Source organism: Nonomuraea sediminis, from assembly GCF_018531495.1.
In the GTDB taxonomy this organism is placed as follows: Bacteria; Actinomycetota; Actinomycetes; order Streptosporangiales; family Streptosporangiaceae; genus Nonomuraea; species Nonomuraea sediminis.
Genome location: NZ_JAHDTI010000007.1, coordinates 136,248 through 150,270 on the forward strand (window position 1 = coordinate 136,248; position 14,023 = coordinate 150,270).

15 protein-coding genes are annotated in these 14,023 nt (G+C 68.7%); 9 read left to right on the top strand and 6 right to left on the bottom strand.

All coding sequences use genetic code 11. The annotated features are described in order from the left end of the window. The first annotated feature begins 16 nt into the window (after nt 1-16). The 3 genes from KIK09_RS29105 (at nt 17) to KIK09_RS29115 (ending at nt 2,255) form a co-directional block, all read left to right on the top strand. Nucleotides 17-349 (top strand): YciI family protein, encoded by a 333-nt coding sequence (locus KIK09_RS29105; RefSeq protein WP_250573957.1) that lies wholly within the window; start codon nt 17-19, stop codon nt 347-349. Next, a complete protein-coding gene (locus KIK09_RS29110) occupies nt 346-1,599 on the top strand; it encodes an RNA polymerase sigma factor (protein ID WP_214322582.1) in 1,254 nt (417 codons plus the stop codon). Before KIK09_RS29105 ends, KIK09_RS29110 begins: the two co-directional genes overlap by 4 nt. Before the next feature lie 80 nt (nt 1,600-1,679). Continuing rightward, complete coding sequence (locus tag KIK09_RS29115; RefSeq protein WP_214322583.1) at nt 1,680-2,255, top strand: dihydrofolate reductase family protein; 576 nt, start codon at nt 1,680-1,682, stop codon at nt 2,253-2,255. 6 nt (nt 2,256-2,261) lie between these two features. Here KIK09_RS29115 and KIK09_RS29120 read toward each other — a convergent pair whose 3' ends face one another. Next, nucleotides 2,262-2,786, bottom strand: a complete 525-nt coding sequence (locus KIK09_RS29120; RefSeq protein WP_214322584.1) for a hypothetical protein — start codon at nt 2,784-2,786, stop codon at nt 2,262-2,264. Nucleotides 2,787-2,808: 22 nt separating this feature from the next. Further along, nucleotides 2,809-3,036 (bottom strand): hypothetical protein, encoded by a 228-nt coding sequence (locus KIK09_RS29125; RefSeq protein ID WP_214322585.1) that lies wholly within the window; start codon nt 3,034-3,036, stop codon nt 2,809-2,811. 128 nt (nt 3,037-3,164) lie between these two features. Between KIK09_RS29125 and KIK09_RS29130 the strand changes: the two genes are divergently transcribed. From KIK09_RS29130 to KIK09_RS29145, 4 genes are all read left to right on the top strand, one after another. Next, on the top strand, nt 3,165-4,487 hold the full coding sequence (locus KIK09_RS29130) for an NAD(P)/FAD-dependent oxidoreductase (RefSeq protein WP_214322586.1): 1,323 nt from the start codon (nt 3,165-3,167) through the stop codon (nt 4,485-4,487). A 98-nt stretch (nt 4,488-4,585) separates the two neighbouring features. After that, nucleotides 4,586-5,575, top strand: a complete 990-nt coding sequence (locus tag KIK09_RS29135; protein ID WP_214322587.1) for a Dyp-type peroxidase — start codon at nt 4,586-4,588, stop codon at nt 5,573-5,575. Next, nucleotides 5,572-6,378: a family 1 encapsulin nanocompartment shell protein gene (locus KIK09_RS29140; protein ID WP_214322588.1), complete on the top strand. Its 807-nt coding sequence runs from the start codon at nt 5,572-5,574 to the stop codon at nt 6,376-6,378. The genes KIK09_RS29135 and KIK09_RS29140 overlap by 4 nt, the downstream gene beginning before the upstream one ends. Nucleotides 6,379-6,587: 209 nt before the next feature. Next, on the top strand, nt 6,588-8,906 hold the full coding sequence (locus KIK09_RS29145; RefSeq protein ID WP_214322589.1) for an FdhF/YdeP family oxidoreductase: 2,319 nt from the start codon (nt 6,588-6,590) through the stop codon (nt 8,904-8,906). Nucleotides 8,907-8,914: 8 nt separating this feature from the next. Here KIK09_RS29145 and sigJ read toward each other — a convergent pair whose 3' ends face one another. Together sigJ and KIK09_RS29155 are read right to left on the bottom strand one after the other, a co-directional pair. Next, complete coding sequence (gene sigJ / locus KIK09_RS29150; RefSeq protein WP_214322590.1) at nt 8,915-9,829, bottom strand: RNA polymerase sigma factor SigJ; 915 nt, start codon at nt 9,827-9,829, stop codon at nt 8,915-8,917. 75 nt (nt 9,830-9,904) lie between these two features. Continuing rightward, complete coding sequence (locus KIK09_RS29155; RefSeq protein ID WP_214322591.1) at nt 9,905-10,540, bottom strand: DUF1345 domain-containing protein; 636 nt, start codon at nt 10,538-10,540, stop codon at nt 9,905-9,907. 327 nt (nt 10,541-10,867) lie between these two features. On the opposite strand from KIK09_RS29155, the gene KIK09_RS29160 reads away from it, so the two are divergent. Then, nucleotides 10,868-11,203 carry a hypothetical protein gene (locus KIK09_RS29160; protein WP_214322592.1) on the top strand — a complete coding sequence of 112 codons (336 nt, stop codon included), beginning with the start codon at nt 10,868-10,870 and terminating at the stop codon, nt 11,201-11,203. Here the strand turns inward: KIK09_RS29160 and KIK09_RS29165 are convergent. Both KIK09_RS29165 and KIK09_RS29170 read right to left on the bottom strand, forming a co-directional pair. Then, on the bottom strand, nt 11,194-12,411 hold the full coding sequence (locus KIK09_RS29165) for an MFS transporter (protein WP_214322593.1): 1,218 nt from the start codon (nt 12,409-12,411) through the stop codon (nt 11,194-11,196). The genes KIK09_RS29160 and KIK09_RS29165 overlap by 10 nt on opposite strands. Continuing rightward, complete coding sequence (locus tag KIK09_RS29170; RefSeq protein WP_214322594.1) at nt 12,408-13,310, bottom strand: EamA family transporter; 903 nt, start codon at nt 13,308-13,310, stop codon at nt 12,408-12,410. Before KIK09_RS29170 ends, KIK09_RS29165 begins: the two co-directional genes overlap by 4 nt. A 183-nt stretch (nt 13,311-13,493) precedes the next feature. On the opposite strand from KIK09_RS29170, the gene KIK09_RS29175 reads away from it, so the two are divergent. After that, the gene (locus KIK09_RS29175; RefSeq protein WP_214322595.1) at nt 13,494-14,000 is read left to right on the top strand and encodes a MarR family winged helix-turn-helix transcriptional regulator; all 507 of its coding nucleotides are present in this window, start codon (nt 13,494-13,496) and stop codon (nt 13,998-14,000) included. The last annotated feature ends 23 nt before the right edge of the window (nt 14,001-14,023 follow it).

Here is a 14,023-nt window from a genome sequence, read left to right on the forward strand (position 1 = left end):
AGGAACCATGCGCTACATGTTGATCATCTGTGACGACGAATCCGACCCGCTCGGCCCGTCGGAGATCGCGCGCCTCCCCGAGCACGTGGCCTGGATCGAGTACATGGAACAGCGCGGGGTCGCCCTCCTCGGCGGCGAGCGGCTGCGCTCGAGCGACGACGCCACCACCGTGCGGACCCGCGGCGGCGAGGTGCTGATCAGCGATGGGCCGTTCGTGGAGACGAAGGAGCAGGTCGGCGGCTTCGCGTTGATCGAATGCGCCGACCTCGACGAGGCGGTCGAGGTCGCCTCCAGGCACCCGTTCGCCGCGCACGGCGTGATCGAGATCAGGCCGGTCTGGGACGAATGAGCGGCGAGGTCGAACGGGCGGTCGCGGAGGCGTTCCACCAAGGGTGGGGACAGATCGTCGCGACCCTGATCGGGGCGACCGGCGACTGGGACCTGGCCGAGGAGTGCGCGCAGGAGGCCTTCGCGCGGGCGCTGGAGAACTGGCGGCGCGAAGGCGTCCCTGACCGCCCGGTGGCCTGGCTCACCACGACGGCGCGCAACCGCGCCGTCGACCGGCTGCGCCGCCGATCCGTCGGCGCCGCGAAGCTGCGGGACCTGGCGGTGATGACCCGCGGCGAAACCGGGGAGCAGGCGCCCGACGCCGATGCCAGCGGGGTGCCCGACGACCGGCTGCGGCTGATCTTCACCTGCTGTCACCCGGCGCTGCCGCTCGAGGCCCGGGTCGCGCTCACGCTGCGGACCCTGGCAGGGCTCACCACGCCCGAGATCGCCAGGGCGTTCCTGGTGCCCGAGCCGGCGATGGCCCAGCGCCTGGTGCGGGCCAAACGCAAGATCCGCAATGCCGGCATCCCGTACCGGGTGCCGCCTGCCCACCTGCTGCCGGAGCGGACGACGGCCGTCCTGGGCGTGCTCTACCTGCTGTTCAACGAGGGCTACTCCGCCACGAGCGGCGCGGATCTGGTACGGCGGGCGCTGACCGCCGAGGCCGTCCGCCTGGCCCGCCTGCTGGCCACCCTCATGCCCGGCGAGAGCGAGGTGACCGGTCTGCTGGCGCTGATGCTGCTGCACGACGCGCGGCGGGCCGCCCGCCTGGACGACGCGGGCGACCTGGTGCCGCTGGAGGAGCAGGACCGCACCCGCTGGGACAGGGGCGAGATCGCCGAGGGGGTCGCGCTGCTGGAGACCGCCCTGCGGCGCCGGCGGCCTGGCCCGTACCAGATCCAGGCGGCCATCGTCGCCTGCCACGCCTCCGCCGCGTCCGCGGCCGACACCGACTGGGAACAGATCGCCGCGCTGTACGGCAAGCTGGCCGACCTGACGCCGTCCCCGGTGGTGGAGCTGAACCGCGCGGTCGCGGTCGCGATGGCCCACGGTCCGGAAGCCGGCCTCGAGCTCGTCGAATCACTCGAGGCGTCCGGCGCCCTGCCCGGATACCACCTGCTGCCCGCCACCCGCGCCGATCTGCTCCGCCGCCTGCACCGCACCGACGAGGCCGCGGCCGCCTACCGCCAGGCGCTGGAACTGGCGACGACCACCAGCGAGCGCCGCTTCCTCACCCGGCGGCTGTCGGAGACCACGACCGAGGACTGATTTTTCTTCCTTCGACGTGTCGATTCGCGAGCACCCGTTCGTCAGTAGGGCGAACCGGCTAGCGAAGAACGGAGAAGGACATGCGGAAATTGATCGCCGGAATGAAGACATCCCTCGACGGGAAGGTGGAAGGACCCGAAGGCTACGCGGACTGGGTGCCCGCCTGGTCGGAGGACTACGACCTGACACCGCAGGTGGACGCCGTCGTGATCGGCGGAAACATGTACCCCGGCTACGAGCAGTACTGGACCACCATCAAGGACCAGCAGGACGCGCCCCACCCACTCACCGGGAGAACCCCGACCCCCGGTGAGCTCGAATGGTCCCGCTTCGCCGCCCAGACCCCGCACTACGTGCTGTCGACCACCCTGACCTCGGCCGAATGGCCGCAGACCCGCTTCCTCACAAAGGCCGAGGAGATCGCCGCCCTGAAGCAGCAACCAGGAAAGGACATCTATCTCATGGGCGGCGCCCGCATCACGGCGAGCCTCATCGACGCCGGCCTGGTGGACGAACTACGGCTCATCGTCTATCCGCTGATCGCCGGGGAGGGTAAGCCGCTCTTCGGGACGATCGAACACCGGCACGCACTCGACCTGCAGAAGGTCCAGCAGCTCCCGAACGGCCTCCTGGCGTTGGTCTACACGGTCGGCTGAAAGCACTCACCAGAGGTCGGGGTAGTAGCGGGGGCACACGCAGTTCCTGTCGTCCTGCGGCGGGTCCACGACCTGGCTCGCGAGCGGAGCCAGCAGCGCCTCGATCACTTTGGCCGAAGCGACCGCGGCGTCGGTGACGCTGTAGTGATCAACGGCGTCGGCCACGCTGACGTTCAGGCGTTCCCCGTGCGACCAGAGGTGGGCCCGCTGCCCGGCGATCTCCACATACCCGGGCTGGCCGATCTCGGGGAAGCGCGGCATGGGGACGGGGAAGCGGGAGTACGCGACACCGGGAACCGGCCGCGGTTGGCCGGGCAGGAGCCGCTTCACAGGCACGTCGAGCACGGAGAACGTCCGCAGGAGGTCGTTCTCCGTCTCGACGCGCAGACTGACCAGCAGATGGTCACCGTCATTGGCATGCCCGCCATACGCGCGACAGAAGCGGAAGAAGCCCAGCTCACGCGCCCACGCTCGAAGCCGATCCGGCGGATGACTCTCGTAGAGATAGCCGGTCCATCGCGTCCCGTCCACTCGCTGGATCGTATAGGGCCCTTTAGGGGTTCATGCCTGAATCCAGCCAGTTCTGGAAGGTCGCCACATCTCCCTCGCCCCACGCGCCGTCGCAGGGCATCTCGCCGGCGATCAGCTTGTCGAGGATTCTCTGCCCGTTGTGCCAGACGTCGTCGTAGTCCCACAGGTCGAAATGGCCGAGCATGGCCTGGCGGTCCTTCTCCCTGAAGAGCGGCTTGATATCGGTGGCGAAGCTGGGTGCTGTTTCCATGCCAGGAGTTGTTTCCGCATTCACGAGCGCCCCAACCATGCCGCCGATCGGTGCGGGCGGCTTCGACGCCCCTGACCTGCACTGGGATAATTGCCTCACCCGTGGACCTCTACGTGGGGAGGTCGAAGATGAATCAACCGGTGCGCATCCTGATCGTGGGCGGCGGATACGTCGGCATGTACACGGCACTGGGCATCCAGCGGAAGCTGGCGCGCCGGGCCGAGATCACCGTCGTCGACCCGCAGTCGAACATGACCTACCAGCCGTTCCTGCCCGAGGCGGCGGCAGGCTCGGTCGAGCCGCGGCACGTGGTGGTCTCGCTGCGCCGCGTGCTGCGCCGCTGCCGGGTGCTGACCGCCGCGGTCACCCGGGTGGAGCAGGCGCGCCGGGTGGCGACGCTGCAGCCGATCGAGGGCGAGTCGTACGAGGTGCCCTACGACCTGCTGGTGATGTGCACGGGCTCGGTGTCGCGGCTGCTGCCGATCCCGGGGCTGGCCGACCACGGCATCGGGTTCAAGACGATCGGCGAGGCGATCTTCCTGCGCAACCACGTGCTCTCCCGGCTTTACCTGGCCGCGTCGACGCCGGAGGCATGGCTGCGCCGGCGCGCGCTGACGTTCGTGTTCGTCGGCGGCGGCTACGCGGGCGTGGAGGCGATCGCCGAACTCGAGGACATGGCCAGGTACGCGCTGCGCACCGTCGACGGCATCGAGCCGCGTGACATGCGCTGGGTGCTGGTCGAGGCCGCCGACCGGATCATGCCCGAGGTGTCGCCGTCCCTGGCCTCCTACACCCAGGAACGGCTGGCGGAGCGGGGGATCGACGTCCGGCTGTCGACCAGGCTCGAGTCGGCGATGGGCGGGCGGATCGTGCTCAGCGACGGCGACGCGTTCGACTCCGACACGCTGGTGTGGACGGCGGGCGTGAAGGCCAACCCCATGCTGGGGCAGACCGGCCTGCCGCTGGACGCCAAGGGCCGGCTGCCCTGCCACGCCGACCTCACCGTCCGCGACGTCGACGGCGTGTTCGCGGCCGGCGACTGCGCCGCCGTCCCCGACCTGTCGAAGATCGCCCAGGACCCTGACGCGGTGTGCGCGCCGAGCGCGCAGCATGCCGTACGGCAGGCCAAGCGGCTGGCCGGCAACCTCGTGGCGACGGTCCACGGCCGGCCGCGCAAGGACTACGTGCACGCCTACGCGGGATCCGTCGCCTCGCTGGGCCTCTACCGGGGCGTGGCGGAGATCTACGGGATCAAGCTGCGCGGGATCCTCGCCTGGTTCATGCACAGGACCTACCACGTGTCCCGGATGCCGACGTTCAACAGGAAGGTGCGCGTGCTCGCCGACTGGACCGCGGCGCTGTTCTTCCGCCGCGAGGTCGTGGCGCTGGGTCAGCTGCAGCGGCCGCGCACCGAGTTCGAGCTCGCCGCGGGCAAGCGCGAGCTGCCCTGAGGTGAACACTTCCCTCCCGCGGCGGGGTCCCGCCGAAGTCTCACTGACCTCAGCGGTTACTCTGATTTGGAGTTTCTCGATGATCGACGGGAGCCCGCATGGTCACGACCCAGCCTGTAGTCAGGCCGCCGGCCAGGGCCGGCATGTTCCTGGTCGCCACCGTGGCCGCAGGCGGCGAGGAGGCCGTCCGGGCGGTGCTCCAGGATCTGCCGGGCCTGAACCGGTCGGTGGGATTCCGCGCACCCGACGACCTTCTCACCTGTGTCGTCGGCATCAGCTCCGCGGGCTGGGAGCGCCTGTTCGACCGGCCGCCGCCACGAGAGCTGCACCCGTTCCGGCCCCTGGAAGGCCCCCGCCACCGGGCGCCGGCCACCCCGGGCGACCTCCTGCTCCACCTGCGCGCCCGCCGCATGGATCTCTGCTTCGAGCTGGCCCGGCTGATCGTGGACCAGCTCGGGGGCGCCGTGACCATCGTGGACGAGGTGCACGGCTTCAAGTTCTTCGACGAGCGGGACCTGCTCGGCTTCGTCGACGGCAGCGAGAACCCCGAGGGCCAGGTCGCGGACGAGGCCGTGTTCATCGGCGACGAGGACCCGCACTTCCGCGGCGGCAGCTACGTGATCGTGCAGAAGTACCTCCACGACATGGCGGCGTGGGAGTCGCTGACGACCGAGGAGCAGGAACGCGTCATCGGACGCACCAAGCTGGCCAACGTCGAACTCTCCGACGCCATCAAGCCGGCGAACTCGCACGTCGCGCTCAACACCATCGAAGAGGACGGGGTCCAGCGGCAGATCGTGCGCGACAACATGCCGTTCGGAACCATCGGCCAGGGCGAGTTCGGCACCTACTTCATCGGGTACGCGCGCACGCCTGCGGTGACCGAGCAGATGCTGCGCAACATGTTCCTCGGCGACCCGCCGGGCAACACCGACCGCATCCTGGACTTCTCCACGGCCGTCACCGGTGTCCTGTTCTTCGTGCCGAGCGCCGACTTCCTCGACGACCTCGACAGCCCGTCCACCGCCACCGTCAGCGCCGACGGGTCGCTGGGCATCGGCAGCCTCAAAGGAGCCTCAACACCATGAACGCCACCAACAACCTGCACCGCGGACTCGCCCCGATCACGACTGAGGCCTGGGCCCAGATCGAGGAGGAGGCCCGCCGTACCTTCCGCCGCAACATCGCGGGACGCCGCGTCGTCGACGTCCCCGAAGCGGCCGGACCGGAGCTGGCGGCCGTCGGCACGGGGCACCTGTCGGACATCCCGCCGCCCGCGTCCGGTGTCGTCGCCCAGCTGCGCCAGGTGCAGCCGCTCGTCGAGCTGCGGGTGCCGTTCACCGTCAGCAGGGCCGCCGTGGACGACGTCGAGCGCGGTTCGAAGGACTCCGACTGGCAGCCGGTCAAGGACGCGGCCCGCGCCATGGCCTACGCCGAGGACCAGACGATCTTCGACGGGTACGCGGCGGCGGGCATTGACGGGCTGCGCGCCCGCAGCTCCAACCCGGTGCTGAGCCTGCCGTCCGAGCCTCGTGACTACCCCGACACGATCAGCAAAGCCCTGACCTCGCTCCGCCTGGCCGGCGTGGACGGCCCCTACGCGCTCGTGCTCGGCGCCGACGCCTACACCGAGGTCAGCGAGACCTCCGACCACGGATACCCGATCTCCGCCCACCTGACCCGGATCCTGGACGGGGAGCTGGTCTGGGCTCCGGCTCTCAAGGGCGCCTTCGTCCTGTCCACCCGGGGCGGCGACTTCGAACTACGCCTCGGCCAGGACCTGGCCATCGGCTACACCAGGCACGACGCCGCCAGCATCGACCTGTACTTCCATCAGACCCTGACCTTCCTGACCTACACCGACGAGGCCGTCGTCGCGCTCCAGGCCTGAGGGTCGCCCTTGCGGGTCCAGGCGTTTCAAGCCTCGACCGGTGGGCCATTAATACCACTGTGAGACGGTTGACCGGATTCGGTCTGACCGCTCCGTGGCAGGGCGGCTCCGCCGGGGGTCAGGTTGCCCTTAGGTCCCTGCGGCCTCGAAGAACTCCTCGGTGACATCCCACGTTGGGCGGGACGCCCCGGGTACAAGGAGTGCGAGCCATGACTGACCAGGACGCCTCGGGACAGTCCGCCGGCGATGCCGGAGCGCACCCGCCGCCGGAGTTCCACCCGTATCACCACCCCGCGGCAGGCTGGGGAGCGGCCAAGAGCGTTTCGCATGTCCTGCTGCGGGAGCGTGAATTCGTGGAGGGCCCCCGCGCCATCCAGAAGATGAACCACGAAGGGGAGGGCTTCGACTGTCCCGGCTGTGCCTGGCCCGACGACATCAAGGGGCTTCGCCTGGACATCTGCGAGAACGGGGTCAAGCACGTCACCTGGGAGATGACCCACAAGCGGGTGGGGCCCGAGTTCTTCGCCGCCCACACGGTCACCGAGCTTTCCACCTGGAGCGACGCGGACCTGGAGGACCAGGGCCGGCTGACTCACCCGATGGCGTACGACGCGGCCTCGGACAAGTACCTGCCGATTTCATGGCAGGACGCGTTCGCGATGGTCGGTCAGAAGCTGCGTGAGCTCGACGATCCCAACCGGGCCGCGTTCTACACCTCCGGGCGCCTAGGCAACGAGGCAACCTTTCTTTACCAGCTGATGGCGCGCGAGCTGGGGACCAACAATCTTCCTGACTGTTCCAACATGTGTCACGAAGCCAGCGGCCGTGCTCTGGAGGCATCCCTGGGGACGGGCAAAGGCACGGTCGACCTCAAGGACTGGGAGGTCACCGACGCGCTGTTCATCATCGGGGTCAACGCCGCCTCCAACGCCCCCAGAATGCTGACCGCGCTGGTCGAGGCCCGCAAACGCGGCACGAAGATCGTGCACATCAACCCGATCGTCGAAGCCGGGGCGCGACGCGCGATCATCCCGCACGACTTCGTGGACATGGCCCTGTTCCGGGCCACCTCCACCCACTCGCTGGACCTGCAGCCGCGGATCGGCGGCGACATGGCGCTGCTCCGCGGAATGGCGAAAGCCATCCTCATCGAGGCGGAATCCAATCCCAAGGCGCTCGACAGGGAGTTCATCGATCGTCACACCAAGGGATTCGCGGAGTACCAGAGCCTGTGCGAGTCCACGTCCTGGGAGGAGATCGAACGGCAGAGCGGCATCCGCCGCGAGAAGATCCAGGAGGCCGCACGCATCTACGGTGAGGCCGACCGGAGCATCTTCAGCTGGTGCCTGGGAATCACCCAGCACGAGCACGGCGTGGACACGGTGCGGGAAATCGTCAACCTGCTGCTGCTCCGCGGCAATCTGGGCCGGGAGGGCGCCGGCCCCTCGCCGGTGCGCGGCCACAGCAACGTGCAGGGAAACCGTACGTGCGGCATCGACCATCGCCCGTCCCCGGAGTTCCTGGCCCGGCTGGCCGACGCCTGCGGCATCGATCCGCCCCACGAGCACGGTCTGGACACCGTACGGGTCATCGGGGCGATGCATCGCGGTGAGGTCAAGGTCTTCGTCGGCATGGGCGGGAACTTCGCGGCGGCCGCGCCGGACACGCCCTACACCGCCGAGGCTCTGCGCCAGTGCGACCTGACCGTGCAGGTCAGCACCAAACTCAACCGCAGCCACCTCGTGCACGGCCGCCGGGCGCTCATCCTGCCTTGCCTGGGGCGCACGGAAAAGGACGTGCAGCGGACCGGCGTCCAGTCGACGTCGGTCGAGGACTCCATGAGCATGGTGCACCTGTCCGTGGGCATGAAAGAACCTGCCTCGCCGCACCTTCTGTCCGAACCGGCGATCATCGCGGGCATGGCCCGCGCCGCCCTGCCGGACAGCGCCACCCCCTGGGAGTGGTACGTCGAGGACTACGACCGCGTCCGCGACACCATGGCCAAGGCGCTGGAAGGGTTCGAGGACTTCAACCGCAGGGTGCGCCTCCCGCTGGGGTTCCGCATCCGCCAGCCGGCCCGCGAGCTGGTGTTCCTCACCCCCTCGAGGCGCGCGGAGTTCTCCACGGCGGAACTGCCCGACATGGTCCCGCACGACGGCATGCTCAAGCTGGGCACGATGCGTTCCCACGACCAGTGGAACACCACCATCTACTCCGACAACGACCGCTACCGCGGCATCAAGCATCTGCGCACCCTGATCTTCATGAACGCCGACGACATGCGCGAACGCGGTCTGAATCTGTTCGACGAGGTCGACATCACCAGCGTCGCCAGGGACGGGACCACCCGCAGCGTGTACGGCTACAAGGTCGTTCCTTACGGCATCCCGCGCGGATGCGCCGCTGGCTACATGCCGGAGATGAACGTGCTCTGCGCCATCGGCGACTACAGCACCCAGAGCGACCAGCCGCTGATGAAGAACGTCGACGTCACGGTCCGACCGTCCGGCACCACGCCGCAGACCTGACGCGCCGGTCAGTCCGCCGTCCAGGGGCGGAGCTTGTCGGGGTTGCGTACCGCCCAGAGGTGCTTGATCTGGTCGTCGGCGATGTCGAGGGCCATCACCAGCACGGTGACGCCGTCCTGCAGGCCCACCAGACCGGGCTGGCCGTTGACCGTACGCTCCAGGATCGTCAGGTCGGGCGCCATGCCGGCGACCTCGAGCAGGTAGCGCGCGATCTGCTCGGCGCCTTCGACCGGGGCGAGCGCGGCGCTGACCAGGCCGCCGCCGTCACCGATCGCCGTGGCGTCGGGGGCGAGCAGGCCGATGAGGGCGCCGATGTCCTTGGCCTCCCAGGCCTGCTTGAATTCCCTGACGATGTCGGCGCGCTGGTTCGCCGGGGTGGCGGCGGGCTGCGCGGCGCGGATGCGACGGCGGGCCGAGGAGGCCAGTTGGCGGCAGGCCGCCGGGGTCCGGCCGACGATCTCGGCCACTTCGGCGAAGGAGTAGCGGAACACGTCGTGCAGGATGAACGCGACGCGCTCTGCCGGGGTCATCGCGTCCAGCACGACGAGGAAGGCCATGTTGACCGACTCGTCGAGGGTGACCCGGTCGGCCGGGTCGCCGCCCGGCCGACCGCTGATCCACTCCGTGGGCTCGGGCAGCGGCTCGGGGATCCATTCACCCACGTAGCGCTCGCGCCGGGCGCGCGCCGAGCCGAGCAGGTCCAGGCAGATACGGCTGGCCACCGTCGTCAGCCAGGCGCCGGGGGAGTCGATGGCCTCCTGCTGCTCCCGGCTCATGGCGTACCAGCGGGCGTACGTCTCCTGGACGACATCCTCGGCGTCGGCCAGCGACCCGAGGAGCCGGTAGGCGAGATTGATCAGCTGGCGCCGCTCGCTCATGATCGCGCTCAGGCTCGGATCTCCTGGTCCGGTTTCGTTGGTCATGGTGTCCCCTTTGTCGCGGCTGGCTTCACCGGTACGACGACACGGCCCGTCGGAATGTGAGGTCGACACCTTACGTCAGCTGGTGACGATCCCGGCGACGAGGTTGATCGTGGTGGCCAGGATGCTGGTGCCGAAGACATAGGACAGCAGGGCGTGCCGTAGCACGATCGCGCGGATCGCCGTGCTCGAGACGTCGGTGTCGGAGACCTGATAGGTCATGCCGAGGTTGTAACTGAAGTAGAGGAAGTCACGGTAGGCCGGCGGGTGGTCGGAGTTGAAGTCGATCCCGCCCGCCGACGGCCCGTAGTACAGGTACGCGTAGCGGGTGGCGTACATCAGGTGGAGTGCCGCCCAGGCCATGAACACGCCGCCGACCGCGGTCGCGGCCGCGGCATGGCGGGTGATGTCGCTGGCGAGCAGGAGCAGCACCACGATGGCGACCAGCCCGCAGAGGGCCGCCACGACGACCACGAGCTCCTCGGCGACGGGCCGGAAGTCCTCACGGCGGGCGTTGCGGTGGGTGGCGGCCGCGTTCATCGGCCACAGCACGATCCAGCCTGCCACGACGAAGATCGTCTCCGCCGTGGCGATACCCGCGAGAATCCCCAGCGGCACGTTGGTCAGCACGGCGACGACCACGCCGATCCCGGCACCGGCCACCGCCGTCCCGGCGAGCCTGGTGACCGCGGACAGCGGCATCCAGGTATTCATAGGGCCTCCGAGCTGGGAATAGTTGCTTCCGCACGGCCGTTGACAGTCGTCATTGGGCGGCATCACATACCGAAATAGACGTAAAGAAGGGACAGGACCTTAGTGAGCGCTCCCCGTCACCATCCTTCCCCTGAAACTTCCCCCGGCTCCTCCCATCTCGCGGGGCGAGGTCGTCGAGCAGCCACGGGGCGTACGTCAACGCGACGCCGAAAGAGCCTTCGTCGCGAAAGCTTTCGTCCCGCGAGCCGAGCACCTCGGGCCCGCGACCCGCGCGGAGCAGCACTGCGCCCACAAGGCCGGCAGAACTCCGAGACCGACGGCTCGCATGTGGAGCGGTTCCAGTTCATGGGCTGGCAGTGGGACATCAGCACGGCCAAGAAGCTGGCCGTCGGGCGCGTCCCGAACACGCGCGTCGAGGTGGCCGCATGGGCGGGCATGGCCCATCTGATCGACGTCGACCTGGACCACGTACCGAACGTGGACCTCGATGAGCCGCTGATCGCGGTACCGGTGCCCTCCGGTGACGGCCCCATGATCATCGACGGCTGGCACCGCATCCGCAAGGCCCTCAAAGGCGGAGTGCCGGAACTCGCGGCCATCACCCTGTCCTCCGATGAGGAACTGTCCTCCCGCATCAAGGGCGGCGCGAAGGGCTACGGCTGAGCCGTGGCCATCGCGTCGTCAGGTGCGGGGCGGGAGGTCCTTCTGCGGGTGCCGAGCGTGACGAGCAGCGAAGCCGCTGTCAGTGCCACAGCGATCCAGAAGGCGCTTCTGACACCCAGGTTGTCGGCGAACAGTCCACCGAGGAGCGCTCCGAGCGCGATAGAGGTGTTGTATCCCAGGGTGTTGAGTGACATGGCGGCTTCGAAGGTGTCGGGCGCGGCGGCGAGCGTCATGTTGATCTGGCACAGGTTCACGGCGCCGAAGGAGACTCCCCAGAGGGCCACCGAGCTGATCAGGCCGGCCTGCGTGTGACCGATCGTGAGCAGCAACAGCAAGGACGCCACGAGTCCCGCGCAGGCGACGGCGAAGCTGGCCCGCAGGTTCTTGGTCACCGTGTATCCGGCGACGAAGTTCCCGCCCGCGCCGCCGATGCCGTAGATCACCAGCAACACCGTGATGAAGGCGGGCGTGGCGGAGGAGTTGCTCTCCGCGAACGGGCGGATGAACGTGTACGCCGCGAAATGGCCGAGCACGTACAGGATGACGGTGAACATCACCAGGCGTAGCGGCACGTTCTTGACCGGAAGTCCGAAGACCTCCCGGACGGAGACCGCGTTCTCCGACGGCAGCGATGGAACGATCGTGGCGACCGCCAGGAGCACCAGAGCGCTGAGGCCGCTCCAGATGAGAAACGTGCTCCGCCAGCTGGTGACGCTCTCCAGGAATGTCCCCAACGGCATGCCCGCCACCGTGGCGATCGAGATGCCGGACAACGTCACCGCGGCCGCCCTGCTCGCGTGGCGTCCAGGGACGAGGCGCATCGCCATGCTCACGCCTATCGCCCAGAACACCCCGTTGGCGAATCCCATGACCAGCCGCGTCGTCAGGACCAAGGGGAAGTTCGGCGAGATGGCGGTGATCAGGTTTCCCAGGGCCAGTATCGCCAGGAGCGCGGACAGCAGCACGCGTCGGTTGACGCGCCTGGTCCAGGCCACGATGAACGGCACGCCAAGCCCGGCCGAGATGCCGTACAGAGTGACCATCAACCCGGCGGCTCCCACGGATATGCGCAGGCTGGTGCTCACCGGGGTGAGCAGGCCGACGGGCATCAGTTCAGTGGTGACGAAGACGAACAGACTGGCTGTGATGACCGAGACACCCAGCCACGATCTGAAGGTCGAGAGCGGGTGTTCATTGCTTGTCGTCATTTCTTCTTTCCGGTTGTTGAGTCCGATGCCAACGTGGGGGCTGCCGGTTGGAACTGCGCGAGCAGCACGGCACCGATGATCACGAGGGTTCCGGCCAGCTGCGGGATCGACAGCGCCTGACGCAGAAACAGATATCCGAGCAGAGTCGCGACGATCGGGCTGCCCAGGGCGAGGAAGGAAACCGCGAGCGCCGGCAACCTCTCTATCCCGCGGAACCAGATCGCATAGCTGACGACAGCACCCAGGGACATCAGATAGCCGAACCCGATGATGTTGGTTCCGCTGACGGTGCTCGGCAGCCCTTCGATGAGCAGCGTGAAGGGTGACAACACGAGTCCGCCCGCTGCGAGCTGCCAGCCGGTGAAGGGAAGCAGCCCCACTCCGTCCGGCCGTCCCCACAGTTTGGTCAGCGTGATGCCGGCCGCCATGCCGGCTGCTCCGGCCAGCGCCGCCGCCACACCGACGAAATCCAGTGCCGCTGTGCCCTTGAACACGAGCAGGACGACACCGGCCGCGCCGAGGACGCAGGCCGCCACGTGCGCGTACCGGATCCTGTCCCCGATGAGCAGCGCCGCCAGGACCAGGACGAGCATCGGCTGCACCGCCATGATCATCGCGGCCACCCCACCCGGCAGGCGGTAGGCGGCGACGAACAGCAGGAAGTTGAACGCGCCGATGTTGAGCGTTCCTAGCACCAGGGCCCGCCACAGCCAGATCCCGGTCGGCAGCGTGCGGGCGAAGGTCAGCAGGATCAGGCCCGCGGGAAGCGTCCGCACGGTGGCGGCCAGCAGCGGGCGGTCCGGTGGCAACCATTCGGTCGTCACCAGATACGTGCTTCCCCAGATCGCCGGCGCCAGCGCCGTCACCCCAGCGGTGAGGAGTTGCCTGCCGCTCGTCATGTGGCGCATTCGCCGACGTCAAGCCATAGATTCACGTTCCACCATTCCTCGACAGGGGAGATCGCCATCCGCGACTCCGGACGGATCGGCGGATGCTTGCCCGTACGGCCGGCGCGGACCGTACGCGGCTGATTTATCTTCCGCGGAAGGTAAATTACTTTCCAGGGAAGCTATAGTCAAGGCATGGCAACGCCCACCGGCCCTGACGGGGTGGATCGGATCGTCGAGCAGTGGCGCCGTGAGCGGCCGGACCTCGACCCCAGCCCGATGCACGTGATCGGGCGGATCAGCCGGCTGCACCTGGTTCTCCACGAGCGGCTGCTGCGCGTCTTCGAACGCTATGACCTGGGCCGGGGCGAGTTCGACGTGCTGGCCACGCTGCGCCGCGCCGGCGAGCCGTACGAGCTGACCGCCGGAGAGCTGTGGGGGGCGACCATGGTCACCTCCGGGGCGGTCACCAAGCGGGTCGACCGGCTGGAGCGGGCCGGGCTGGTCGCCCGGCGAGCCGCCGCCGACGACGCGCGCGGCCGGCTGATCAAGCTGACCGACCGGGGCCTGCAGGTCATCGACGACGCCATCGGGGAGCACGTGCACCACGAGGCCAGGCTGCTTTCCGGCCTGACCGCGGCGGAGCGAAGCACCCTCACCGACCTGCTGCGCAAGCTGGGCCAGACGCTGCCTGAAGACTAGCTACAGGTTGGCGAGTCGGGTTG